24 protein-coding genes are annotated in these 23,745 nt (G+C 45.8%); 20 read left to right on the forward strand and 4 right to left on the reverse strand.

What is annotated here, in order from left to right; all coding sequences use genetic code 11:
* Positions 1 to 7 precede the first annotated feature (7 nt).
* Positions 8 to 175, reverse strand: a complete 168-nt coding sequence (locus tag ACRC32_RS03905) for a hypothetical protein (protein WP_438552740.1) — start codon at positions 173 to 175, stop codon at positions 8 to 10.
* A 250-nt stretch (positions 176 to 425) separates the two neighbouring features.
* Here ACRC32_RS03905 and ACRC32_RS03910 point away from each other — a divergent pair, with 250 nt between their 5' ends.
* The 18 genes from ACRC32_RS03910 to ACRC32_RS03995 all read left to right on the forward strand — a co-directional run bounded on the left by ACRC32_RS03910 (position 426) and on the right by ACRC32_RS03995 (position 19,678).
* A complete protein-coding gene (locus tag ACRC32_RS03910; protein WP_438552763.1) occupies positions 426 to 1,484 on the forward strand; it encodes a Gfo/Idh/MocA family oxidoreductase in 1,059 nt (352 codons plus the stop codon).
* 372 nt (positions 1,485 to 1,856) lie between these two features.
* Positions 1,857 to 2,183 carry a hypothetical protein gene (locus ACRC32_RS03915; RefSeq protein ID WP_438552741.1) on the forward strand — a complete coding sequence of 109 codons (327 nt, stop codon included), beginning with the start codon at positions 1,857 to 1,859 and terminating at the stop codon, positions 2,181 to 2,183.
* Between the two features lie 34 nt (positions 2,184 to 2,217).
* Positions 2,218 to 2,481, forward strand: a complete 264-nt coding sequence (locus tag ACRC32_RS03920; protein WP_438552767.1) for a hypothetical protein — start codon at positions 2,218 to 2,220, stop codon at positions 2,479 to 2,481.
* Between the two features lie 85 nt (positions 2,482 to 2,566).
* Positions 2,567 to 5,473, forward strand: coding sequence for a glycerol-3-phosphate acyltransferase (locus ACRC32_RS03925; protein ID WP_438552764.1), 2,907 nt, complete (start codon positions 2,567 to 2,569; stop codon positions 5,471 to 5,473).
* 18 nt (positions 5,474 to 5,491) lie between these two features.
* Positions 5,492 to 5,662: a hypothetical protein gene (locus tag ACRC32_RS03930; protein ID WP_438552742.1), complete on the forward strand. Its 171-nt coding sequence runs from the start codon at positions 5,492 to 5,494 to the stop codon at positions 5,660 to 5,662.
* Positions 5,663 to 6,285: 623 nt separating this feature from the next.
* On the forward strand, positions 6,286 to 7,632 hold the full coding sequence (locus ACRC32_RS03935; protein ID WP_438552743.1) for a CmpA/NrtA family ABC transporter substrate-binding protein: 1,347 nt from the start codon (positions 6,286 to 6,288) through the stop codon (positions 7,630 to 7,632).
* Between the two features lie 98 nt (positions 7,633 to 7,730).
* The gene (gene ntrB / locus ACRC32_RS03940; protein WP_438552744.1) at positions 7,731 to 8,567 is read left to right on the forward strand and encodes a nitrate ABC transporter permease; all 837 of its coding nucleotides are present in this window, start codon (positions 7,731 to 7,733) and stop codon (positions 8,565 to 8,567) included.
* Positions 8,568 to 8,667: 100 nt separating this feature from the next.
* The gene (locus ACRC32_RS03945; RefSeq protein ID WP_438552745.1) at positions 8,668 to 10,671 is read left to right on the forward strand and encodes a nitrate ABC transporter ATP-binding protein; all 2,004 of its coding nucleotides are present in this window, start codon (positions 8,668 to 8,670) and stop codon (positions 10,669 to 10,671) included.
* Between the two features lie 130 nt (positions 10,672 to 10,801).
* Positions 10,802 to 11,668, forward strand: a complete 867-nt coding sequence (locus ACRC32_RS03950) for a nitrate ABC transporter ATP-binding protein (protein WP_438552746.1) — start codon at positions 10,802 to 10,804, stop codon at positions 11,666 to 11,668.
* Between the two features lie 120 nt (positions 11,669 to 11,788).
* Positions 11,789 to 12,268: a phosphate-starvation-inducible PsiE family protein gene (locus tag ACRC32_RS03955; protein ID WP_438552747.1), complete on the forward strand. Its 480-nt coding sequence runs from the start codon at positions 11,789 to 11,791 to the stop codon at positions 12,266 to 12,268.
* A 393-nt stretch (positions 12,269 to 12,661) separates the two neighbouring features.
* A complete protein-coding gene (locus tag ACRC32_RS03960; protein ID WP_438552748.1) occupies positions 12,662 to 15,397 on the forward strand; it encodes a cation-translocating P-type ATPase in 2,736 nt (911 codons plus the stop codon).
* Positions 15,398 to 15,750: 353 nt separating this feature from the next.
* Complete coding sequence (locus ACRC32_RS03965; protein WP_438552749.1) at positions 15,751 to 16,086, forward strand: cation:proton antiporter subunit C; 336 nt, start codon at positions 15,751 to 15,753, stop codon at positions 16,084 to 16,086.
* Entirely contained in the window at positions 16,083 to 17,528 is a 1,446-nt protein-coding gene (locus ACRC32_RS03970; protein ID WP_438552750.1) for a cation:proton antiporter, read from the forward strand. Before ACRC32_RS03965 ends, ACRC32_RS03970 begins: the two co-directional genes overlap by 4 nt.
* On the forward strand, positions 17,507 to 17,899 hold the full coding sequence (locus ACRC32_RS03975) for a Na+/H+ antiporter subunit E (RefSeq protein WP_438552751.1): 393 nt from the start codon (positions 17,507 to 17,509) through the stop codon (positions 17,897 to 17,899). The genes ACRC32_RS03970 and ACRC32_RS03975 overlap by 22 nt, the downstream gene beginning before the upstream one ends.
* Entirely contained in the window at positions 17,896 to 18,156 is a 261-nt protein-coding gene (locus tag ACRC32_RS03980; RefSeq protein ID WP_438552752.1) for a hypothetical protein, read from the forward strand. Before ACRC32_RS03975 ends, ACRC32_RS03980 begins: the two co-directional genes overlap by 4 nt.
* 13 nt (positions 18,157 to 18,169) lie before the next feature.
* Entirely contained in the window at positions 18,170 to 18,451 is a 282-nt protein-coding gene (locus tag ACRC32_RS03985; protein WP_438552765.1) for a monovalent cation/H(+) antiporter subunit G, read from the forward strand.
* Positions 18,441 to 19,022, forward strand: coding sequence for a DUF4040 domain-containing protein (locus ACRC32_RS03990; protein WP_438552753.1), 582 nt, complete (start codon positions 18,441 to 18,443; stop codon positions 19,020 to 19,022). Before ACRC32_RS03985 ends, ACRC32_RS03990 begins: the two co-directional genes overlap by 11 nt.
* On the forward strand, positions 19,019 to 19,678 hold the full coding sequence (locus ACRC32_RS03995; protein ID WP_438552754.1) for a Na(+)/H(+) antiporter subunit B: 660 nt from the start codon (positions 19,019 to 19,021) through the stop codon (positions 19,676 to 19,678). The genes ACRC32_RS03990 and ACRC32_RS03995 overlap by 4 nt, the downstream gene beginning before the upstream one ends.
* Here the strand turns inward: ACRC32_RS03995 and ACRC32_RS04000 are convergent.
* Entirely contained in the window at positions 19,660 to 19,788 is a 129-nt protein-coding gene (locus ACRC32_RS04000; protein WP_438552755.1) for a hypothetical protein, read from the reverse strand. The two genes, ACRC32_RS03995 and ACRC32_RS04000, sit on opposite strands and share 19 nt — an antisense overlap.
* A gap of 356 nt (positions 19,789 to 20,144) precedes the next feature.
* Between ACRC32_RS04000 and ACRC32_RS04005 the strand changes: the two genes are divergently transcribed.
* Positions 20,145 to 21,026 carry a lipid kinase gene (locus ACRC32_RS04005; RefSeq protein WP_438552766.1) on the forward strand — a complete coding sequence of 294 codons (882 nt, stop codon included), beginning with the start codon at positions 20,145 to 20,147 and terminating at the stop codon, positions 21,024 to 21,026.
* Positions 21,027 to 21,129: 103 nt separating this feature from the next.
* Entirely contained in the window at positions 21,130 to 21,735 is a 606-nt protein-coding gene (locus ACRC32_RS04010; protein ID WP_438552756.1) for an exopolysaccharide biosynthesis protein, read from the forward strand.
* A 52-nt stretch (positions 21,736 to 21,787) separates the two neighbouring features.
* On the opposite strand, the gene ACRC32_RS04015 is transcribed toward ACRC32_RS04010, so the two are convergent.
* Both ACRC32_RS04015 and ACRC32_RS04020 read right to left on the reverse strand, forming a co-directional pair.
* Entirely contained in the window at positions 21,788 to 23,239 is a 1,452-nt protein-coding gene (locus tag ACRC32_RS04015) for a glycoside hydrolase family 13 protein (protein WP_438552757.1), read from the reverse strand.
* Positions 23,169 to 23,408, reverse strand: coding sequence for a hypothetical protein (locus ACRC32_RS04020; RefSeq protein ID WP_438552758.1), 240 nt, complete (start codon positions 23,406 to 23,408; stop codon positions 23,169 to 23,171). The genes ACRC32_RS04015 and ACRC32_RS04020 overlap by 71 nt, the downstream gene beginning before the upstream one ends.
* Between the last annotated feature and the right edge of the window lie 337 nt (positions 23,409 to 23,745).

Consider the following 23,745-nt stretch of genomic DNA (forward strand, 5'->3'; position numbering starts at 1 on the left):
TCATTCGTCATTGGTCATTTGTAAATAGGGTGTGGGGTGTGGGGTGTAGTGAGTGGCTAGTGGAACCAGTGGCTGGTGGCTGGAATTGCTGCCGATCTCTCCTCTGCCCCTCTGCTTCCTCTGCCCCTCTGCTCCCTGCTCCCTTCAAAATAATGGACGGGAAAAAAAGTGACACAATACCGCTATCGCAGAGACATCGGTAAAATCACAATTAAAAAAGGTATAACCGTAACAAAATCAAGACAATCTCAAAAAAAATCTAATAATCTTTGAGATTCTACACAAAGACAAGAATTATGGTATCATCTGGCTGAATTCTAACAGTTGAGAGATGAAACCTTAATAACTGGAATGTAGATTACAGAAGCAGTGCAGTAGCGACGATAAATTTTGGTGGTGGAGGAGAAGACTGAGTGCAAAATACCATGTCTAAGGGGCAAATAGTCCCGCAGATGCAGCGCAACCAACCTGAAGCAATTAAGATTGGCGTGGTTGGAGTGGGCAATATGGGGCAACATCACGCCCGCGTCCTAAGTTTGCTCAAGGACGTGGAACTAGTGGGTATAGCAGATATTAATGTCGAGCGAGGACTCGATATTGCTAGCAAGTACAGAGTGCGTTTTTTTGAAGATTATCGAGATTTACTGCCTCATGTCGAGGCAGTTTGCGTAGCTGTCCCCACTCGCGCCCATTATGCTGTTGGGATGACCTGCCTAAAAGAAGGAGTTCACGTCCTGATTGAAAAGCCGATCGCTGCTAGTATTTCTGAAGCAGAATCTCTGGTCAATACAGCTGCTCAAGCTCAAAGAATTCTTCAAGTCGGTCACATCGAACGCTTTAGCCCAGCATTTCAAGAATTAAGCAAAGTTTTAAAGACGGAGCAGTTGATGGCAATCGAGGCTCGTCGCATGAGTCCCGCTGCTCAAAGAGCCAACGATGTCTCGGTCGTGTTAGATTTAATGATTCATGACATCGACCTACTGTTAGAATTGGCTGACGCGCCAGTCGTGAAGCTAACTGCCAGTGGTAGCTGTGGCTCTGATTCAGGATATTTAGATTACGTAACGGCAACTCTAGGTTTTGCAAATGGAATCGTAGCAACGCTGACAGCTAGTAAAGTGACTCACCGCAAAATTCGTCGCATTGCTGCCCATTGTAAAAATTCTTTGACTGAGGCAGATTTTCTGAACAATGAAATTCTGATCCACCGTCAAACCACTGCTAACTGTATGACAGAACACGGTCAGGTGCTTTACCGTCAAGATGGCTTGATTGAAAAAGTTTACACGAGCAACGCCGATAAACTTTGCGCTGAATTGGAACATTTTGTTAGCTGCGTGCGTGGTGGTAGCCAGCCCTCTGTAGGAGGAGAACAAGCACTGAAAGCTTTGCGATTGGCAAGTTTAATCGAGCAAATGGCTGTAGACGGTCATGCTTGGAAACTACCAGAACGGGAGTACGAGTATCCAATCGTTGCCGTTTAACAATTTAGTTTAAATAGGATTATTGAAAGAAGAAGCACGCAGCCGCGTGCTTCTTCTTTATGTATGAAGATACTACGATCGCCAGAACTCGAATATAAATCTAGGGCGATCGCTCTGTAAAGCTATTACGATCGCTCTAGCTTAAATATCTTAAATCAATAACACTCTTAGATAGAGTCAATAACCTTAAGCTGTGCCGTAGGATGGGGAGCCATTACGCCGAACGAGTGACTCAGCTTTAAGTAAGCAGCATTTGAGAATTAAAACCTGAATTTTTCAGAACTTTGTTGGGTTGAATGCTTGTTTAACCCAATCTATAATTATACATAACTAAACGGTATTGTATTTAAATATCTTGAAAAACTAAAAATAATGATCGCTTTTGAAGTCTATCTAAACGGAGAAAAGCTTTGTACAGCAGGTTTGAGAGATTTAAGCGTTCTTACAGCAATTTTGAACTGGAGGCAGCATCAAGCAGACGCTCCAGCTGCAAACCCTGAAGACTTAGATGCTGAAGATTTGAGATTGTATGTGGGTGGAATGTTGAATATTGCAGAAGGTAGTCGAGAATTTCTCAGATGGCTCGATCTCAATCTCGAAGTCGGTGATGAAATAACCATCAAGATTGCAGATGCAAATACTGTAGATATACCAATTAGACGGGAGAAAGTAGAGCTAAATTTCAGTCCTCGAAAGTAGGAACGATACTGATTATTTTAGGTTATTTTAGGCTTTGCCAGGTAAAGCAAGCGGACTAAAAGGATTATTCTACGTTATCATCAAGCCAAATGGAAAAAGAAAGACTAAAATCGAATACGGAGATTTTAGCATTCTTAACACAGGAGGATTTACATCAAGTATGTCCGACTTGAACCGAGGAATTATGAAGTTCGATGGGGCAGATAGCCCCAAAGTCGTGATTATTTCTACCGTACTACTGTTAGGAGCGATCGCCGCCTTAATATTTTGGGCGCTACGAGTAGCTTATGCTGTTTAGTTATTAGTTGTTAGTTGTCAGTTGTGGGTTGTCACTAACTGCTGACGAATGACCAATGACGAATGACCAATGACCAATGACTAACATGCAGCAAGTTTGGGGTGTACTTGCGATTTTCATTCTCTGCCCCTTATTGGGCGGACTACCGTTAATTGCTTGGATAACTCGTACCCTGACTGGGAGACGACTGGAGCGGATGGGAACTGGTAATATCAGTGTCTCAGCCGCTTTTTATCATGGTGGTAAGTTAGCGGGCATTTTAGCGGTGCTATCGGAGGCATTGAAAGGTATTGCCGCAGTTCTGCTAGCACGGGCATTTTTCCCAACTCAACCAGCGTGGGAATTAATTGCCCTAATTGCCTTGGTCATGGGTCGCTACTGGGTTGGGAAAGGTGCGGGAACCACAAATGTCGTTTGGGGTTATGTCGTCCATGATTGGCGAGTCGCGCTGTTGGTATTTTTAATTGGAGGGATTAGTTTTACTCTGCTGCGCGAAAAAGAGCTGGGAAGATTTGGCGTATTATTTCTTTTTCCCACAATTACGGCACTATTGCACTTAAATGATTTTGGTAGAATTATCGCCGCGATCGCCTTAGCAATATTAATTGGCTGGATTTACAAAAAGATTCCCGACGATCTAGATTTATCTCCAACAACAGGACAAGCCGGATCTGAAAAAATGTTTCGTTTTTTTCGCGGTGATAAGGCAATTGTTTCTCTCGACGACCGACTCGATCCTCAAAAAGTCGGCGATAAGGCAGCTACTTTATCTCAACTGAAAAGCTGGGGTTATCCCGTACCGATGGGTTGGGTAGTCGTGCCAGGAGACGACCCAGAACCTGTAATTCAAGCTTTGCAACCTTCAGCTACCCAACCACTGGTAGTCCGTTCCTCAGCAATTGGAGAAGACTCGGAACAAGCGGCGGCGGCGGGACAGTATGAAACCGTACTGCAAGTTACCAGTCGCTCTATGTTAAGGCAGGCGATCGCCCGCATTCAAGCTTCCTACGACCTGCCAAATGCAGTAGAGTATCGTCGTGCTAGGGGGCAAATCGACGCAGCAATGGCTGTGTTGATTCAAAAGCAAGTTCAGGGAGTTTTTTCTGGCGTAGCTTTTAGCCGCGACCCAATTACCCAGCAAGGGGATGCTGTGGCGATAGAAGCTTTGCCCGGTGAAGCGCAACAGGTAGTTTCGGGACGATTGACTCCAGAACAATATCGAGTTGCGATCGCAGATGTAGAGACATTAGATGTAGAGACATTAAATGTAACGTCTCTACAAGAGGATGGTGAAGGAGACGTACCGCTAGAACTGATTAAACAAGCTGCCCTTCTCGCCCGCAAAATCGAAGATCGATATCACGGTATTCCTCAAGATATTGAGTGGAGTTACGACGGGAGCCAATTGTGGCTGCTGCAATCGCGTCCGATTACAACTCTTCTGCCAATTTGGACGCGCAAGATTGCGGCTGAAGTGATTCCTGGGGCAATTCGCCCGTTAACTTGGTCGATCAACCGTCCACTAACTTGTGGCGTGTGGGGGGAGATTTTTACAATTGTTTTGGGCGATCGTTCCCAAGGATTAGACTTTAACGAAACGGCAACGCTGCATTATTCCCGCGCCTATTTCAATGCTTCGTTGTTAGGAGCGATTTTTCGATTGATGGGTTTACCGGCGGAAAGTCTGGAGTTTTTGACCAGGGGAGCTAAGTTTAGCAAACCGCCTTTAAGTTCCACGTTAAAGAATGTACCTGGGTTGCTGCGGTTACTGGGTCGTGAATTGAGTTTAGTACGAGATTTTCAACAAGACGAGCGGCAGTATTTTCGTCCTGGTTTGGCAAAATTAGAGCAGCGATCGCCGCAAGAACTTTCAACAACAGAATTGCTAGAACGGATAGAAGGAATTTTATCACTCCTCAAACGGGCTACTTATTATAGTATTTTGGCTCCCTTAAGCGCTGCCCTACGACAAGCGGTATTTCGAGTTCGGGATGACAAAATCGACAACAGCCAAACGCCAGAAGTAGCCGCATTGCGCGAAATTGCAGCTTTGGCAGAAAAAGCTCGAAAAATAGCGCCGCAATTATCTCCAGAACGAGCATTTGAGCAGTTGGAAGATACTGCGCCCGGGAGAGAAATTTTGCAGCAGTTCGAGCAATTGCTCGATCGCTACGGCTATTTGAGTCAGGTAGGCACAGATATCGCGGTTCCCACTTGGAAGGAGAAACCGCAGGTAGTACGAGAATTATTTATGCAGATGTTGAGCGTGGAGGAAGGCAGTTTTAGAAGCGATCGCTTAGAAATGCAACGTGGTACAACAAGAGTTCAGCAACGCATAGATCTGAAAGGGCGAGTTACGCAGGTATACAGCCGCTTATTAGCAGAATTACGCTGGTGTTTCGTGCGACTAGAGGAGATATCTTTGCAGTCAGGGCAATTATCTCAACCTGGTGATATTTTCTTTTTAGAATTTCCTGAAGTGCAGCGAGTTGTTGCTGAAGATGTGGAGTTTATATCTCAATTAACACAATTAGTCGAAGCGAGGCGATCGCAATTCGATCGAGACAGCCAACTCAATCCCATACCTCCCCTCATTTACGGTAATTCTCCCCCCACTCCCGTACGGGCGAGCCATGCGCCCCTACCGTCCCTCACTCCTCACTCCTCACTCCTCCAAGGAATTCCCGCTAGTTCCGGTCAAGTCACGGGAACGATCGTCGTGTTGCACGATTGGCAAATGCTGCCAGAGATCGATAAAACAACAATTTTAGTCGTACCTTACACCGATTCCGGTTGGGTCGCCGCGATCGCCAGGGCTGGAGGTTTGATCGCTGAAGTCGGAGGAAGATTATCTCATGGGGCGATCGTAGCGCGCGAGTATGGCATTCCTGCGGTGATGGATGTGCGCGACGCTACCCATTTATTGCGCGACGGTCAACAGGTGCGGCTCGACGGTCAAGAGGGTACGGTAGAGATTCTCGGCAGCGATTGAAACAGATCTGGTTTGAAAATGGGAGTCGGGAGAGTGGCTAGTGGCTGGTGGCTAGAATTGCTCCCGACGAGCGCAGGGTTGCGCTCCGCGACTCTGTCTTCTTCCCCTCGCTCCTCACTCCTCGCTCCTAAACCCACACTCTCACTCCCAGGAATGGAAATCTATTTTCAAGTCAGGTTTAACGAATAAATGTCATTTTGTTCTGAATCACCGTATACATAGTTGTAAAACTTCACTTTAGATGTGAATTAATGTTCGATTCAGTACTAAATGTAAATTTTAGACTGCTAAAAGTTTAAGGAATTTGAAAATCTAATATCAGCAATTATACTCAGCAAATCTCAATCGGCGTTCGACAAGCTAAAATACATTGGGATCGACTGATAGTTACGATAAACAACTTGCACTGTTGTAGGAATAAATAGGCGATCGCAGCGGTTATTCAGAGGTAACCAATGTTAACTATAGATAGTTCAATAGGCAATTGAAAAACCATAAACTTTTGCTTATCAAAGCGATATTAGATTTATTTAACTATCAGTCGTTAAAAGTTAACAAATTTTGCACTAAAAGCTGTAAGCTTATTAAAACAACATTAATTTTGGTTTTCGTTGTCTCTTAGGGACTCCAATTGCATGTAGCTAAGTTGTGAAATTTCAACTTTGCAACTCCAGGGCTACGACCACCTAATTTCGCTGAGCCAAACCAGTATTTTTAGATCGAACCATGCATTTCAAGTGCAAGAAACTCAATAGTTTCATTGCATAGATTTGCTTTGATATAAACCATTGAATGTGCTTGAGGAAAGTTTTATGAAGGAGTTTTCTCGCCGGAAATTTATAGTAACTGTTGGAGCTTCTGCGGTTGGTTCGGTGTTTCTGAAAGGTTGTTTGGGGAATCCACCTGACACTGCGACAGGCAACCAAGCCCAACAAGTTGCCGCAGTAAATGTTAGCCCCGAACAAGCACCAGAAACAACAAAAGTCAAGCTAGGATATATCCCCATTGTAGAAGCAGCACCCCTAATTATTGCTAAAGAAAAAGGTTTTTTTGCGAAGTACGGCATGAGCGACGTAGAGGTTTCCAAACAAGCCTCTTGGGGTTCGATGCGAGACAATACAGAAATTGGTGCGGCTGGTGGTGGGGTTGATGGCGGACAATATCAAATGCCGATGCCGCATCTAATTACAGAAGGGCGCATCACCAAAGGGAACAAGCCGATTCCGATGTATTTGTTAGCGCAATTAAATACGCAAGGAAACGGAATTGCGGTCGCTAGCAAACACCAAGGTAAAGGAATAGAACTAGAACTAGCCAAAGGTGGCAAGAACTTATTCGGTCAACTCAAATCAGCTAATACTCCTTTCAGTGCCGCCTATACATTTGCCCAAGTCAACCAAGAATTCTGGATTCGCTATTGGCTAGCTGCTGGCGGTGTCAACCCCGATACCGATGTCAAACTGATCACAGTGCCAGCCGCCCAAACCGTTGCCAACATGAAGACAGGTACGATGGATGCCTTCAGTACAGGCGACCCTTGGCCCTATCGCATCGTCAGAGACAAAATTGGTTTCTTGGCAACATTGACCGCAGATATGTGGGCGTATCACCCAGAAGAATACTTTGCATTACGGGCAGAGTGGGTTGATAAACATCCCAAAGCAACCAAGGCGCTACTCAAAGGCATTATGGAAGCACAACAGTGGTTAGATAACTTTGACAACCGTGAAGAAGCGGCTAAGATCCTCGGCGGACGGAACTACTTCAATCTGTCCCCTGAAATTCTTGCTGGACCCTTTGCTGGTAGATATGACATGGGCGAAGGACGCAAGATTGACGATCGCAACAAAGCCGTCCTCTACTGGAAAGATCCTAGAGGTAGCGTTTCCTATCCCTACAAGAGTCACGACCTTTGGTTCTTAACAGAAAGCGTCCGTTGGGGCTTTTTACCACCAGACACCCTGACAAAAGCCAAAGCATTAATTGATAAAGTTAACCGCGAAGACTTGTGGAAAGAAGCAGCCAAAGAATTAGGCGTTGCAGCTGCCGACATTCCCACCAGCACCTCTCGGGGCGTAGAAACATTTTTTGATGGAGTCAAATTCGACCCCGAAAATCCCGCTGCCTACTTAAAGAGTTTGAAGATCAAAAAAGCCTAATGCTTAGTCATTAGTCATTTGTAAGTTGCCAATGACAAATGACAAGTGACAAATGACCACTTGTAACTATCCATGTAAATCTGAGGAACAGACGATCGATGACTACATTTTCCCCTAGAAGACGGGCTAGCGCAGATAACAGCTTTCTCGCAGGCTTACAAAAAAGACTGCCTGACTTGTTACCACCATTTATCGCGATCGCCATCTTTTTAGCAATTTGGCAACTCTTTTCTCTCACACCAGGAGCCACATTACCAGGACCTATAAAAGTCATTCAAGACACTTGGATATTAATTTTCTGGCCCTTCTACGACCGAGGTGGCACGGACAAAGGTTTATTTTGGCAGATCTGGGCGAGCTTGCAACGGGTAGCAATTAGTTATACTCTAGCGGCAATTGTAGGAATCGGCTTAGGAATCTTAATTGGTACGTCGAAAGTGATGTCCAAAGCACTAGATCCACTCTTCCAATTACTCAGAACAGTACCACCTCTAGCGTGGGTTCCCATCTCTCTAGCTGCCCTCAGACAAAACGAACCCGCTGCCTTATTCGTTATCTTCATCACAGCAATTTGGCCTATTTTGATCAACACGGCAGTAGGAGTCAAAGAAATTCCCAGCGATTACAACAACGTCGCCAAAGTACTGCAATTAACCAAAAAAGAATACTTCTTCAACATTCTCATTCCTGCGGCACTACCCTATATTTTCACAGGTCTGCGAATTGCGATCGGTCTAGCTTGGTTGGCAATTATCGCTGCTGAAATCGTCATGTCCGGTATCGTCGGCATCGGTTTCTTCATCTGGGAAGCTTATCAAAACAACAACGTCAGCGAAGTTATCCTCGCCCTAATTTACATCGGTATAGTTGGTCTGTTACTCGACAAACTCATGGCTTGGATACAAACGCTGATCTTGCCAGCAGAACAGAAATAGCTAATGGTTAATGGTTAATGGTTAACGGTTGCTCGCAATTAACTATTAACTATTAACAACTACCAATTACCAACTATCAACTACCAACTACCAAATAGCCATGTCTGTATTCGTTGCTGTTGACCAAATAGATAAGGTTTTCAATCTCGTCGGTGGGGGACAATACATTGCCCTCAAAGGCATTGACCTTCAGATTAAAAAAGGTGAGTTTGTATCGCTAATCGGTCACTCTGGCTGCGGTAAATCGACGCTACTCAACATGATTGCAGGGCTAGACCTACCTAGTGAGGGAATTGTCACCCTAGAAGGTCAGAGAATCACCAAGCCAGGACCAGACCGGATGGTGGTGTTTCAAAATTACTCCCTTCTACCTTGGCGGACAGTACGGGAAAACATCGCCCTGGCTGTCGATGCTGTAATGAAGGGCGCACCTGCGGGAGAACGCCGCGCCATTGTCGAAAAGCACATCGATATGGTGGGTTTACGTCCCCATGCCGATAAGCCACCAGGAATGCTATCGGGGGGACAAAAACAACGGGTAGCGATCGCCCGTGCTTTAGCGCTGCGTCCGAAGTTGTTGTTACTCGACGAACCCTTTGGGGCGTTAGATGCACTAACCAGGGGTAACTTGCAAGAACAGCTGATGCAAATCTGCCAAGAAAACCATGTCACGGCTGTAATGGTGACACATGACGTAGACGAAGCCGTATTGCTGAGCGATCGCATCGTCATGTTAACCAACGGACCCGAATCGAAAATTGGTGGCATTTTAGAAGTAGATATCCCCAGACCCCGTAAGCGGATGCAGGTTGTAGAACATCCCAGCTATTACAGTCTGCGGAGCGAAATGATCTACTTTTTAAACCAGCAAAAACGAGTTAAGCAAATTCGGGCGCGGAAAAAAACAGCTGTTGCCCGTCACGGGTTGGAAAAAGTCAATTTGGAAATCGGCTTCGTTCCCTTAACCGCTTGCGCACCACTGGCGATCGCTCAAGAAAAAGGTTTCTTTGCCAAGCATGGCTTAGATGAAGTTACCCTAGTACGGGAAACTAGCTGGCGCGGGATTGTCGATGGAATTGCCGCTGGCTATCTCGATGCTGCCCAAATGCCTTCAGGGATGCCAATGTGGTTGACTTTGGGTGGTCATGAGAATAAACCGATACCCACGGTTACTTCTTTAACCATGACTCGTAATGGCAACGCCATCACCTTATCAAAACGCTTTTACGACCAAGGAGTTTACAACCTCACCGACTTCAAACAGCACTTGCTGCGTACCCGCGACCAGCGGCATACGATGGGGGTCGTACATCCTTCCTCAATGCACAGCGTCCTCTTACGCTACTGGCTAGCCGCAGGTGGTATCGACCCCGATTTAGATGTTGACGTTCACACCATTCCCCCAGCCCAAATGGTTGCCGACCTCAAAGCGGGTAGTATCGATGGATTCTGCGTTGGCGAACCTTGGAACTACCGCGCTGCTGAAGAAGGGATTGGCTTTACCGCTGCTACCGATTTAGAAATTTGGCTGGGACACCCAGGAAAAGTTCTCGGCGTGCGGGAAGAATGGGCAGCAGCGTATCCAAATACTCATATCGCTCTAGTCAAAGCACTTTTAGAAGCTTGCTACTATTGCTCGTTGCCAGAAAATGCCGAAGAAATTCGTCAAATTTTGGCACGGCGGGAATATGTCAGCACCAGCGTCGATTATATTCAGTTGCTAGACCCCGATAGCAGCAGTTGCGATCTGAGTAGTCCAATGCGGGAGTATGCTCACCACCAATTCTTTTCTGAAGCTGCAATCAATCGTCCCAGCCGCACGGAGCAAACTTGGATCGTGACTCAACTAGCACGTTGGGGTCACACTCCCTTCCCCAGAAATTGGGTGGAAATTATCGAACGGATCTGTCGTGTCGGAGTCTTCAGCACAGCTGCCAGAGAACTCGGCTTAGATGTCAGCTACACCCGCCAGCCGCTCAAACTCTTTGACGGGACTGTATTTAATGCCGACGACCCACTCGGCTATCTCAACAGTCTAGCGATCAAACGTGACTTCTCCGTAGCCGAAGTCATTCTCGACGCACCAATCCGCAGAGCAGCCTAACTGAATTGGTAATGGGTAAGTCGTAAGTCGTAAGTAGAGAAGAACTTGCCTCTTTGCAACTACCAACTACCAACTACCAACTACCAATTACCAACTACCAACTACCAACTACCAACTACCAAATATCGTAATGAACAACGCTTTTGCTTATACAGACGTTGCCAGAAATCGCTTAGGCAAGCCACTCTCTACAGCACAGTCTAATCGTCAGGCTTTTGTACAGATTAAGGACGTTTGTAAAGTCTATCCCACCAAAAACGGTCCTTTCACCGTCCTTGATGGAGTGAATCTCAGTGTCTATGAAGGGGAGTTTATTTGCGTGATCGGTCACTCCGGTTGCGGTAAAAGTACGCTGTTGAATATGGTTTCGGGTTTTGCTCATCCCACTTCAGGAGATGTCTTAGTTGATGGTAGCCCCGTGACTAAGCCAGGTCCAGACCGGATGGTGGTGTTTCAAAACTATGCCTTGCTACCTTGGCGGACCGCATTTGAAAATGTCTATTTGGCGGTGAACGCCGTACATCCCAACAAGCCAGAAGCAGAAAAGCGGGCGATCGTGCGGGAACATTTGGCAATGGTTGGACTAGCGGAAGCCGCAGATAAGAAGCCACCGCAACTATCTGGGGGAATGAAACAGCGGGTTTCGATCGCCCGTGCTTTGGCAATTCGTCCCAAGGTGATGATTTTAGACGAACCTTTCGGGGCGTTGGATGCAATTACTAAAGAGGAGTTGCAGGAAGAGTTACTGAAAATCTGGAACGACCATAAATGCACCGTGTTAATGATCACCCACGATATTGACGAGGCGCTATTCTTAGCCGATCGCCTGGTGATGATGACCAACGGTCCTCACGCTAAAATTGGCGAGGTGTTGGATATTCCTTTCACCCGTCCCCGCGATCGCGCTCGCATCATGGAAGATCCGCAATACTATCAACTCCGCAACTACGCTTTAGACTTCCTCTACAACCGTTTCGCTCACGACGATGTAGGCTAGAGGAGACAGTGACCAGTGACCAGTGACCAGTGACCAGTACTGTGCCAATTGTGTAGGGTGGGCAAATGTCCGCCCTATTAGATTATTTAACGATTTCTGTCAATTTCAGTAGTACCAAGCATGATTAGAGGATGGAAAAAACTAGCAATTTCAGCTAAATATTTATTTACAGATGAAAGTTTTCTCAAAGGCATTCATGCAATTGAAAATTTAGTTTCAAAAGTTTTATCTCTGGCTTTAGTCTGTGTTATTTTAGTGTCTTTAGTAGATCTAATTATCTTTTTGTCACGGGATATATTTAGCGAACCAACTGGCTTTTTTAATAAGACACTAATCGAGCTATTTGGAATGTTTCTAAATATTTTAATTGCTCTAGAATTATTAGAAAATATCACAGCATATTTAAAAAAACACGTCGTTCAGGTTGAATTAGTTATTGTGACTGCTTTGATTGCCGTCGCCCGAAAACTAATTATTTTTGATTTTAGTAAAGCATCAGGTATAGATTTAATTGGTTTGGCAACTGCTAGCTTTGCTTTGTCTATTAGCTACTGGTTAATTCACCGAATGAATCGCAACCATAGAGTAGATCGCAGGTAATGTATAGAAAAAAGTATAAGTTTTAGTAAGCTTATTGGTGACTAAATTTGAACGCGATTTCAGAGATTTTAACAATAGACAAAAACGGCAAATAAATATTAATATTTAATTATAGCAGGAATAAAAACTTGTCCTATCTAAGCGAATTTCATTCGCTTAGATAGGACAAATTACGATCTACTCATGATTTTGTGCCAATTAATTGTAGAAACAGACGGTTTGCATTACTGAAAATTCTTGCTTTGTAAACTTGAAGTGTGAAGTGTCAAAGGGCGATTCCCTGCGGGATAGCTTCGCTTAACGCAATTCGCCACTATTGAGATGAGGAGCAGCAATTAGCCGTCAAATGTGGTGCGACGGACTAGTCCCAATCAAATCTGCATGACAACAAAAATGAACATTAATCTCGCGCAATCCTGGCACGCTCTGGAACTGGAACAAGTAACAAAGAGTTTAGCAACTCATCCAGAAAAGGGTTTGCAGGCAGCAGAAGCCCTGGAAAGACTGAATCAGTTTGGCGCAAATCAACTGACGGGTAAGAAAGGAAAACCCGCTTGGTTAAAGTTTCTGCTGCAATACAACCAACCCCTGCTAATTATTTTGGTCTGTGCAGGAGCAATTAAAGCAATTTTGGGTGAGTGGATTAATGCTGGAGTGATTTGGGGCGTAACCACTACCAATGCTATTATCAGTTTCTTGCAAGAATCGCAAGCAGAAGGAGCGATCGCAGCTTTAGCTTCCGCCGTCCAAACCGAAGCCACTATTATCCGCGATGGCAAAAAACTCAAGCTTCCCTCCCAAGAACTCGTTCCTGGGGATTTAGTGTTGCTAACTTCTGGAGACAAAGTACCCGCCGATTTGCGTTTGATTGAAGTCCGTGACTTGCAAATAGACGAATCAGGTTTAACTGGGGAATCAGTAGCAGTTGAAAAAGATGTTGAGGAAACAGCTTTACCACCAGAAACTCCTCTGGCAGAACGCCACAATATGGCATATGCTGGCGGCTTTGTCACCTTCGGACAAGGTAGCGGCGTTGTAGTTGCTACAGGCGTTGAGACAGAGACAGGTAAAATCTCCCAGCTCATCGAACAACGGGTAGATTTAACTACACCGTTAACCCGCAAGTTTAACCAATTCAGCCACAACTGGCTATTCTTCGTGCTGGGGATGGCAACTCTCACATTTGCTGTAGGACTAGGACAGCGCAACTTTAGCGATGCTGTAGAAGCAGCCGTTGCTTTAATTGTGGGCGCAATTCCCGAAGGCTTACCCGCAGTCATTACCATCACCCTCGCCGTGGGCGTTTCACGAATGGCGCGTCGTCACGCGATCGTTCGTAAGTTGCCAGCTGTAGAAACCCTTGGCGGTGCAACAGTTGTCTGTTCCGACAAGACTGGTACTCTGACGGAAAATCAGATGACGGTACAAGCAATCTATACAGCCGAACGGCACTATACCGTAAGTGGTGAAGGCTACAACCCTACGGGAGAGATTTTAGGGCAGGGGGAACAGGAGACAAGACTAACCGCAGCTTTGCAAGAATGCTTGATAGCTGGGCTGTTATGCAACGACTCTCACATAGAACAGAAAAATGGTAGATGGACGGTGCTAGGCGATCCGACAGAGGGGGCTTTGATTGCTGTTGGTGCGAAAGCGGGATTGTCGCAGTCAGATTTAGAAAGAGCTACCCCCAGAATCGACTCGATCCCTTTTGAGTCTCAGTTTCAATATATGGCGACTTTGCACGAACAGGGGCGAGGAGTGAGGAGCGAGGAGCGAGGGAATAAGGCTAAAATCATTTATGTTAAGGGTTCGGTGGAAGCGATCGTTCAACGCTGTCGTGCGGCGTTAGATGCAGAGGGAAATTTAACTTCTGTCGAGGCTGAAGTTATTGCCCAGCAAGTAGATAGCATGGCAAAGCAGGGTTTGCGCGTGCTGGCGTTTGCAATGAAACCCGTAACAGAAGCACAGAAATCGGTCGAACACTCCGATCTAGAAGCAGGTTTAATTTTCTTGGGATTACAAGGAATGATCGATCCGCCTCGCCAAGAAGCGATCGCCGCTGTCTATGCTTGTCAGCAAGCGGGAATTCAGGTGAAGATGATTACGGGCGATCATGTCACCACAGCTTCTGCGATCGCTCGTCGCATGGGTTTGCGTAAAAACAAGCAAATTCTTGCCTTCACTGGGGCTGAACTTGCCCAGATGAACAACTCCGAACTTGCCAATGCCGTACAAGATGGGGTTGTTTTTGCCCGTGTCGCACCCGAACAAAAGCTACGTTTAGTTGAAGCTTTACAGTCGCGTGGTGAAATTGTGGCAATGACGGGAGATGGCGTAAATGATGCCCCCGCCCTCAAACAAGCAGATATTGGGATTGCAATGGGTTCCGGTACTGAGGTATCGAAAGAAGCAGCCGATATGGTGCTGACGGATGACAACTTTGCTTCTATTGAGGCGGCGGTGGAAGAAGGGCGCACGGTTTATAAAAACCTACTCAACGCTATGCGCTTCATTTTGCCAGTGAATGGTGGCGAATCGATGACAATTTTAATTAGTACGCTGCTAGCAAGAGAACTACCCATTTTGTCGTTGCAAATTCTCTGGTTGAATATGCTCAACTCCATCACCATGACTGTACCTCTGGCATTTGAGCCAAAGTCCAGCGACGTGATGAAAAAGCCTCCCCGTCCGGTTAACGAACGCTTGCTAACAGTAAATCGCATTAAGCGAATTTTAGCTGTTTCTTTATATAATTGGACTTTAATTTTTGGGATGTTTGAATGGGTACGTCAAGCCCCTTGGGGTAGCTTGCCATTAGCAAGGACGATGGCGATTCAAGCTTTAGTTTTAGGTAGAATCTTTTATTTATTAAGTGTGAGTCAACTCTTACCTTCGCTGCAAGCAAAGCTGGGTGGCTCTAAAGAAAAAGTCAGTGGTGCGCCCGCGATCGCAGCGGGAGTGATTGGGGCGATCGTTTTGCAAATTATCTTCAGTAACTCTGCATTTGTCAACAATCTCTTCTCCACCGCACCCATGACTTTAGATCAATGGATAATCTGCTTTTTTGCTGCCGTACCTATGATAGCGGTTGCTGCTGCGGCTAATCGTTTCGATCCTCCCAGGTAGTCAATGGAGGCGCATATCTGTGCGCCTCCACCAAGTCAACGTGCAATTTTGAAATCGCTTACCGTCAGATTTAAAAAATTAGGCTCGACGTTTTGAAGTGCTAGTCAAGCAGTGGTATGGAAAAATCGGTAAGCGATTGACATCTCTCTTAAATTCTTGGAACATGAAGTGTGTTGGAGAGATGGCTAATTCGCTGTAGTAAAAACAGCAGTTAGCCAGCAGATGTGGGATGACGGACTAATGCACAAAGCGGAAGTCAAAAGTCAGAAGTCAAAAATCTTAACAAGCGGTTTTTGCTCAAGTCTGTATTGCAATAAAACTTACGACTAACCCTTACTCAACAGGCAATTTTCGTGTTAGAAGCGTGCGTATTAGCAACAATATTGTGCGGATTTTTCGGCATTATCTTCAAAAAAAATCTTGTGATGAAGATCGTTTCGATGGATGTCATGAGTACGGGGGTTATTGCCTACTACATACTGATTGCATCGCGAGATGGCTTGTTCGCACCGATTATTTCAGATGTCAAAAATGTCGCTTACTCCGATCCGGTTCCTCAAGCGGTGATCTTGACGGCGATCGTCATCGGCTTTTCGATTCAGGCTGTGATGCTAGTCGGTGTCATGAAGTTGTCGCGCGATAATCCGACATTAGAAAGCAACGAGATCGAGAAGAGTAATACGCCATGAGTACCATTTCGATCGCCTGGATCGCCCTACCGTTTTTTGTGGGGTTCGTCGCTTCTCTCATCCCCAAACTCGATCGCTATCTTGCATTGGGCATGGCTATAGCTTCTGCCGCATATGCATCGCTGTTATTTAACCTACAGTCACCGCTGACGCTGAATTTACTCGATAACTTCGGCGTGACGTTAGCGATCGACCAATTGAGCGGCTACTTTATTTTGACAAATGCGCTGGTAACGGCGGCGGTCATTCTCTACTGTTGGCGCAGTGGGAAAACGGCTTTTTTTTACGCCCAAACTATCATTCTGCATGGCAGCGTCAATGCTGCGTTTGTCTGTACGGATTTTATTAGTTTATATGTAGCGTTAGAAGTCAGCGGGATTGCCGCATTTCTCTTAATTGCCTATCCTCGAAGCGATCGCTCGATTTGGGTTGGCTTGCGCTATTTGTTTGTCAGCAACGTGTCAATGCTGTTTTATCTAGTTGGCGCGGTGCTGGTCTATAAAGCACATCATTCGTTCGCTTTTGCAGGATTGCGCGGCGCACCTCCAGAAGCACTTGCCCTGATCTTTTTAGGACTCTTGGTAAAAGGGGGAGTTTTTGTATCTGGATTGTGGTTGCCGTTAACTCACTCCGAATCGGAAACGCCAGTGTCGGCAATGCTATCAGGAATTGTGGTCAAAGCTGGTGTCTATCCGCTAGTGCGTTGCGCGCTAACCTTGGAAGAGATCGATCCGATCGTCAGGATATTCGGAGTTGGGACGGCGCTGCTAGGAGTGTTCTATGCGGTGTTTGAAAAAGACACCAAGAGAATGCTGGCATTGAGTACAGTTTCGCAGTTAGGCTTTATCCTGGCTGCGCCTGAAGTGGGTGGCTTTTATGCGTTGACACACGGGCTAGTCAAATCGGCACTTTTTCTCATAGCGGGTAATCTGCCAAGCCGCAGCTTTAAAGAACTGCAACATCAGCCGATCGACACTACAATTTGGATTGCTCTGGTTTTGGCTAGCTTTTCAATTTCAGGCTTTCCCATGCTGTCCGGCTTTGGGGCAAAGGTATTGACGACGAAGAATTTGCTGCCCTGGCAGGCGATCGCGATGAACGTTGCGGCTGTAGGAACGGCAATAGCATATGCCAGATTTATATTTCTACCCCACCAGCGACAAGAGGGGCAAGAGGCAAGACCTGGTTTTTGGACAGCAATAGTATTGTTACTCGGTGCGCTGATTGTGGCAAACGTCGTGTATTACAAAGCTTACACCGTTGAGAATATTGCCAAAGCACTAGCGATCGTTGGCGTTGGCTGGTTGGCATATTTTACGGTCTTTCGACGCTCAGTCCTCAAGCTACCGCGGATGCTCGAACAATTCGAGCATCTCATCGGTGTGATGAGTTTGATGTTAATCCTGCTTTTCTGGATGGTATGGACACGATCGGTTATCTAAATCTAATATTACGACTGGCTATCTGGTTTTTGCTCACTGCTAATTTGAGCGTGGCAAATATCATCATCGGCGTTGCCGTTGCTTTCCTGTTACCAGGAAGCCCCAAATCGCGAGCAGCATTAAAGGATTGGTTGCGGGCGCTGGGGAAGATTATCGTAGCAATTCCGCAGGCGTACATTGAGGCATTTGAAATTATTCTCCGCCCGCATAACGAAGAAGAAGTCACCTTGGAACGAGTCCCACCGCGACGGACACCAGGTTTGATATTTCTAGATATTTTCCTGATCACCTTTACGCCAAAGACGATTGTTTTGAAATACCGCGAAGATGGCTGGTACGAAGTTCATCATGTTCGACGGAGGAAGACATGAACCTAGTACTAATTGCAATGATTCTAGCTCTGCTCGTACCCATCTACGTAGCGTGTAAGGATGACGATATCTGGCAGACAATGTTGGCTTTTGCTAGTACAGCAACTAAAGCATCAGTCACGATCTTGGTTGTATCCGTCTTGCGTGACGATTGGTGGATTGGTGTGGTAGGAGTGATTATTCTGAGTGTAGGGAATGCTTCACTCATGCTACTGGCACAAGTCATCAAACGAATGAGCGATGTATCAAATGGATAATATGGCGATCGACATAATCGACATAATTAGTTATACCTGCATAGGCATAGGAATCTTTTTCTGGTTTTGGGGTACCTTCCCCCTGTTAGGCAAGCGATCGCTATTATTTAAGCTACATGGTCTTTCAGTTGCAGATACGCTCGGATCGATGAGTATCATCATCGGATTACTGCTGAAACGACCCCGCGAATCGCCGTTACTTATCCTTGCCATTATCTGCTTGGCAATTTGGAATACAGTGCTGGGGTACGTGTTGGCGTACTGTTCCAGTAGCGGGAGTAGCAATGATGGATAGCTATATCTATGTTTTAGTTGCTCTGCTACCGCTGTCCGCGTCGATGGTCGTCTTTCAGGTCAATCCATATCATGCCCTGGTGATTCGTGGCATTTTGGGAGCCGTGGCAGCAATGGTCTATGCGGTGTTGGGGGCAGCAGATGTGTCTTTGACCGAAGCATTAGTAGGTACGATGCTAGCGATTACTCTTTATGCAGTGGCGGTGCGATCGTCAATGGTGATGCGTCTGGGCGTACTGACAGAAAGAGCGATCGCGATAGACAGCGAAGGCGATCGGCATTTTGGGCAACTGCTAGATGATTTACGGGCAATTTTGGGCAAACGTCACATGCGACTTGAGTTAGTGACCTACAAAGACCAACAGGATTTGCACCAAGCGCTGATGGAGAAAGAAGTACACGCAACTTGTACGCGACCCGAAGACGTAGATTGCACAACGCCTGATGGGGAAAAACAACCCTACCATACCGTCACCAGAGTGCAGCGGATCTATGACATCATGCAAGCCGAACTTTCATCACCTGTAACAAGCCTTACCTATGTCAGCGCGCCAGAGGAGAAGCATTCATGAAATGGGTCTACATTGCCGCAGGAATAGCCTTGTTTGTCAAAATCCTCATCATGTCCAATCCCGCACCGGATTTGTCACGTTCAATTGTCGAATCGGTCGTTCAAGATAGTGGAGTACCCAACGCGGTTTCAGGGATTATTTTTAGAAATCGGCTGTACGACACCATTTTTGAGGTGGTGGTATTTACGATCGCCATTATGGGCGCTCATTATCTACTAGCGAATGAAAAGCCATCCACCAAAGTCTATCGTTTCACAGATCGGCCATCAATTGTGCTGGCACGATTAGGAGCGACAATTGCAGCTTTGGTAGGAATTGAACTGGCAATTCGGGGTCATCTCAGCCCAGGTGGTGGTTTTGCGGCAGGGGTAGCAGGCGGAACGGCGATCGGTCTGGTGGCAATTACTTCGTCACCAGAGCGGATGCAAAGTATCTACAAGCGCTGGCACGCTGCTACATGGGAGAAAGTTTCGGTGCTGATTTTCGTTGTTTTAGCGGCGATAACTCTGTCTGGATTTGAACTACCGCACGGAGAAATGGGCGCACTTGTCAGTGGCGGAGTTCTCCCCATACTCAACTTCTTAGTAGCAGTAAAGGTTGCATTGGGTTCTTGGGCAGTTATTTTAGTTTTTATTCGTTATCGCGGGTTGTTGTGACCAGTTGTGTAGGGTGCATTAATAACGCACCCTACTGTACGGAATATGACATCATTTTTATCTGTACCATTTAGTGCCTTATCTATGGCTATACCAATAGCTACGCTCATATCTATTCCTTTGCAAACTTAAATCTATCGATTTATCTTGTTAGTCAACAGACTTCGCCAATTTATCTAAAGCAGACAACGGCATGTCTCTCGAAAATTGGATGAACGCGGTTTCATCTAAATCTTTCAAGGGTTTATATATCTATAAGAAGTCAGAAGTATTGTAGGGTGGGCAATGCCCACCTTACTATTTATTTATGTCAGATATTGTGAATTAAATTGCTTTTAACTTGTCACAGAGCAAAATAAATTTATCAAAAGATTTAATTTAGATAAAATTAGTATTAAGCCTTACCCGCGATCGCCTCCCAATGCGCGTTCAAAGGCATGGCAGCAACCCTCACCGGCAATCGATCGTGAAACAGCGAGCTTTACTGCTAGTCAATCGTCATGCCCGCCACGGACAGCAGCGGATCGCCGCTGCCATAGAACAGTTACAGCAGTTAGATTTAGAGTTATTAGAAAAGCCGATAGAACATCCTCGGCAATTACCCGAACTGATCCGCTACCATCGCCATCAAGTAGACTTAGTAATTATTGGTGGTGGAGATGGTACGCTCAACGCAGCAGTAGATGCGTTGGTTGAGACTAGATTGCCTTTAGGAATATTACCTCTAGGGACTGCTAACGATCTAGCTCGAACTTTGGAAATTCCCAATTCTCTCCCTGAAGCGTGCGAGATTATTGCGAGTCAAAAAATCCGTTGGATTGACTTAGGTTGGGTAAATGGCAAGCATTTTTTTAACGTTGCTAGCCTCGGTTTGAGCGTCCAAATCGCTAAAAAACTGACGAAAGAGTCTAAACGTCGTTGGGGAGTTTTAGCCTATGCAATGGTAGCAATTCAAGCTCTCTGGCAATCGCGTCCCTTCAGAGCCGAAATTCGGATAAATAATCAAGATGCGATTCGAGTCAAAACCGTACAAATTGCCGTTGGTAACGGACGCTATTACGGTGGTGGCATGGCAGTCACTCACGATGCGGCGATCGACGATCGCAGGCTAGACTTATACAGTCTGGAATTGCGTCACTGGTGGCAGATGATTCCTTTATTACCCGCAATGCGTCAAGGTAGGCATACAGCTTTATCTGGAGTTCGTACCTTACACGGTCAAAAAATCCGCATTTCGACTAGAAAACCCCGCCCCATTAATACCGATGGAGAAATCACCGCTTACACCCCTGCCGAATTTCGCGTCATTCCCCAAGCCGTAGCAGTTTTAGTACCAGAAGAGAGTTGAGGGAGCAATTCACGCATTCACGCATTCACGCATTCAAAATTGCCCTACACCCTACACCCTTTCTTCACTGGTCACCGATCGCTGATAACTGATAACTGACTATATGCATTTAAAATTTTCGCAAGATATTAAATCTTTACTAGAAAAACTATCTCAACAGCCTTTAACTTTAAGCGATATTTTGGTAGGAACTTCAGAACGAGGTTTTAGCCTGGTTATTGCCTTACTTGTACTACCGTTTTTGTTTCCTCATCCACCTGGTTTCACCGGCATACCTGGAACAGCCTGCTTAATTTTATCGCTACAAATGGCATTAGGTAGGCGATCGCCTTGGCTGCCGAAAAAAGTCGCTCAATTCAAATTTCCGCGCTGGTTTGCCCAGCAATTGTTACAAAATTTGAAAAGATGTACCAGATTGCTAGAACGAATCGTTCGTCCTCGCATGTTGAAAATCGCGGGAAATCCTTATATTTGGCAATTTAACGGGCTTTGTATTGCTTGGTTGGCGATTTTATTAATGTTACCAATTCCCCTGACAAACTCTTTTCCGACTATTGGCATTTTAGTATTGGCAGTAGCAACACTAGAAGATGATGGATTACTGATGTGTGTTAGCTATATATATACTGTTTTCATTACGTTGATATTTGCCTTTCTGATTTACGCTGTTTGGCGCGGTTCTAGTCTATTGCCAAGTTTATTTCAATAGAAAAATGTAGAGACAGTATATGTAACGTCTCTACATTTTTAGGTCGAAGTTTTTATTTCAAAATACAACCTGCCCTTGGGGGTAGATTCAAATTCATTTGCGATCCATCAGCAACAGCCTCGATTTCTGCACTACCAAATAACAACTTGCTGAGGTGCGATCGCAACTTATTTATGTCTAAACTAACTTGTGCCGAGTCAGTACCAGCATTGACAGCTACGACAATTTCTTCTGAGCCTGAAGTTCTCGCAAAAACATAGACTAAGCCCTGTGCGTGTAACACTTGATAATCTCCCGTACGCAAGGCAGGGTAAGCATGGCGTAAGGCAATCAACTGACGGTGGTATTCGAGAATTTCCCGATCCCAAGTGGCTTCGAGGGGGAAACCGCGCCGAGAGTCTGGATCGATTTTGCCTGGTAAACCAACTTCGTCACCATAGTAGATGCTAGGAGCGCCAGGAAATGTTAGTAGCAATAGGGTAGCAAGTTCAACACTAGAGCGATCGCTTCCAGCAATAGAAATTAGTCTCGCCGTGTCGTGGCTGGCAAGTAAATTCAACTGCGTTAGCTGAATTTCCCATGGATAGAATTGCAACAAGTCTTGCATTTTTGCCGCATATTCAGCCGCAAACAGAGGCGGATAGGGAGAGTAGGAACGGTCTTGGACTTGTGTTATATCCACGCGATCGCCAGCCGTAAAAGCGATTGTCGGTGCGGCAAACAAGTAATTCATCACGCCGTCAAATTGCGTGCCGTCCAGCCATTCTCGCGAATCTTCCCACACTTCGCCGACAATATAAGCATCGGGGTTGATGGCTTTGACGCGATCGCGAAACTCTTGCCAAAAACCAGGAGTTCTAATTTCAAATGGCACATCTAACCGCCAGCCGTCGATGCCGACTTTCAGCCAATATTCGGCAATCTCCATAATGTATTCTCGCACTTCTGGATTATCGTGATTGAACACGGGTAAAGCGCGATTTCCTGCCCAACCTTCATAATTAGCGGGGCGATCGCCATCATAGGGACACAAGGGCCATTTTTCAATCTTGAACCAATCTACCCAAGGAGAGTAGGAACCATTTTCGAGAATATCGTGAAAAAAGAAAAAGCCCCGACTGGCATGATTGAATACTCCATCCAAAACAACCTTAATATCGCGGCTGTGACAAGCTTCTAGCAATTCTTGAAAAGCTTCATTTCCGCCTAACATCGGATCGACTTGATAGTAGTCGTGGGTATGATAGCGGTGATTGCTAGCAGATTGAAAGATCGGGGTGAAGTAGATGGCGTTAATGCCTAACGTTTGCAAATAATCTAATTGCTCCATCACACCCCAGAGATCGCCACCCTTATAGCCTTGGAGAGTGGGCATTTCTTCCCATTCTTCCCAAGTAGCGTTCTTTAACAGCCGCTTGCGGGGTTGTTGACTCTTAGCAAAGCGATCGGGAAAAATTTGATAGAAAACAGCGTGTTTTACCCAGTCTGGGGTGATAATCTCCATAGTCACTTTCTAGCCCTTCATTGACAAGGTACAAATACTCTCTATTCTGTGGCTCTAACCAGGGGGTGAATGTCGCGATCGCTTTTTGACAGTTATCAGCGAAGAACGGGGTGTGGGGTGTGGGAGGTGTGGGGTGTAGTGAGTGGTTAGTCATAACTACTGTCTTCACTGATAACTGGTCACTGGTCAGGAGTCACTGGTCACTGCTCCCTGCTCCCTGCTCCCTAAAGATGGGGAAAACTACGACTAGCGGTAGCACCACACCAAATTTTACGATGATTTTGGGGTTTGGGAAGTGCGATCGCTGCTGCTCAACTGCTCTATGCCTGCCAAAGCCGAGCTAACCGCGATCGCCCCAGACTCCCAGGAATTCTTCATTTGTAGTGCTGACAAATTTCTGCCTCTAGATTCTTAACAACTTTTACACCTAGTCCTCTACACTAATTTTGGGAACGAAAGGCAGTCGGGAGGAATTTGTGAAAAAAGTACTAGGAATTATTCTCGGT

Source organism: Chroococcidiopsis sp. (assembly GCF_051657925.1).
Taxonomy (GTDB): domain Bacteria; phylum Cyanobacteriota; class Cyanobacteriia; order Cyanobacteriales; family Chroococcidiopsidaceae; genus Chroococcidiopsis.

What these genes read in the sequence shown, in the direction of transcription:
- ACRC32_RS03910 (WP_438552763.1), top strand. Translation starts at nt 426, where the DNA reads ATGTCTAAGGGGCAAATAGTCCCGCAGATGCAGCGCAACCAACCTGAA.
- ACRC32_RS03915 (WP_438552741.1), top strand. Translation starts at nt 1,857, where the DNA reads ATGATCGCTTTTGAAGTCTATCTAAACGGAGAAAAGCTTTGTACAGCA.
- ACRC32_RS03925 (WP_438552764.1), top strand. Translation starts at nt 2,567, where the DNA reads ATGCAGCAAGTTTGGGGTGTACTTGCGATTTTCATTCTCTGCCCCTTA.
- ACRC32_RS03930 (WP_438552742.1), top strand. Translation starts at nt 5,492, where the DNA reads ATGGGAGTCGGGAGAGTGGCTAGTGGCTGGTGGCTAGAATTGCTCCCG.
- ACRC32_RS03935 (WP_438552743.1), top strand. Translation starts at nt 6,286, where the DNA reads ATGAAGGAGTTTTCTCGCCGGAAATTTATAGTAACTGTTGGAGCTTCT.
- ntrB (WP_438552744.1), top strand. Translation starts at nt 7,731, where the DNA reads ATGACTACATTTTCCCCTAGAAGACGGGCTAGCGCAGATAACAGCTTT.
- ACRC32_RS03945 (WP_438552745.1), top strand. Translation starts at nt 8,668, where the DNA reads ATGTCTGTATTCGTTGCTGTTGACCAAATAGATAAGGTTTTCAATCTC.
- ACRC32_RS03950 (WP_438552746.1), top strand. Translation starts at nt 10,802, where the DNA reads ATGAACAACGCTTTTGCTTATACAGACGTTGCCAGAAATCGCTTAGGC.
- ACRC32_RS03955 (WP_438552747.1), top strand. Translation starts at nt 11,789, where the DNA reads ATGATTAGAGGATGGAAAAAACTAGCAATTTCAGCTAAATATTTATTT.
- ACRC32_RS03960 (WP_438552748.1), top strand. Translation starts at nt 12,662, where the DNA reads ATGAACATTAATCTCGCGCAATCCTGGCACGCTCTGGAACTGGAACAA.
- ACRC32_RS03970 (WP_438552750.1), top strand. Translation starts at nt 16,083, where the DNA reads ATGAGTACCATTTCGATCGCCTGGATCGCCCTACCGTTTTTTGTGGGG.
- ACRC32_RS03975 (WP_438552751.1), top strand. Translation starts at nt 17,507, where the DNA reads ATGGACACGATCGGTTATCTAAATCTAATATTACGACTGGCTATCTGG.
- ACRC32_RS03980 (WP_438552752.1), top strand. Translation starts at nt 17,896, where the DNA reads ATGAACCTAGTACTAATTGCAATGATTCTAGCTCTGCTCGTACCCATC.
- ACRC32_RS03990 (WP_438552753.1), top strand. Translation starts at nt 18,441, where the DNA reads ATGATGGATAGCTATATCTATGTTTTAGTTGCTCTGCTACCGCTGTCC.
- ACRC32_RS03995 (WP_438552754.1), top strand. Translation starts at nt 19,019, where the DNA reads ATGAAATGGGTCTACATTGCCGCAGGAATAGCCTTGTTTGTCAAAATC.
- ACRC32_RS04000 (WP_438552755.1), bottom strand. Translation starts at nt 19,788, where the DNA reads ATGAGCGTAGCTATTGGTATAGCCATAGATAAGGCACTAAATGGTACA.
- ACRC32_RS04010 (WP_438552756.1), top strand. Translation starts at nt 21,130, where the DNA reads ATGCATTTAAAATTTTCGCAAGATATTAAATCTTTACTAGAAAAACTA.
- ACRC32_RS04015 (WP_438552757.1), bottom strand. Translation starts at nt 23,239, where the DNA reads ATGGAGATTATCACCCCAGACTGGGTAAAACACGCTGTTTTCTATCAA.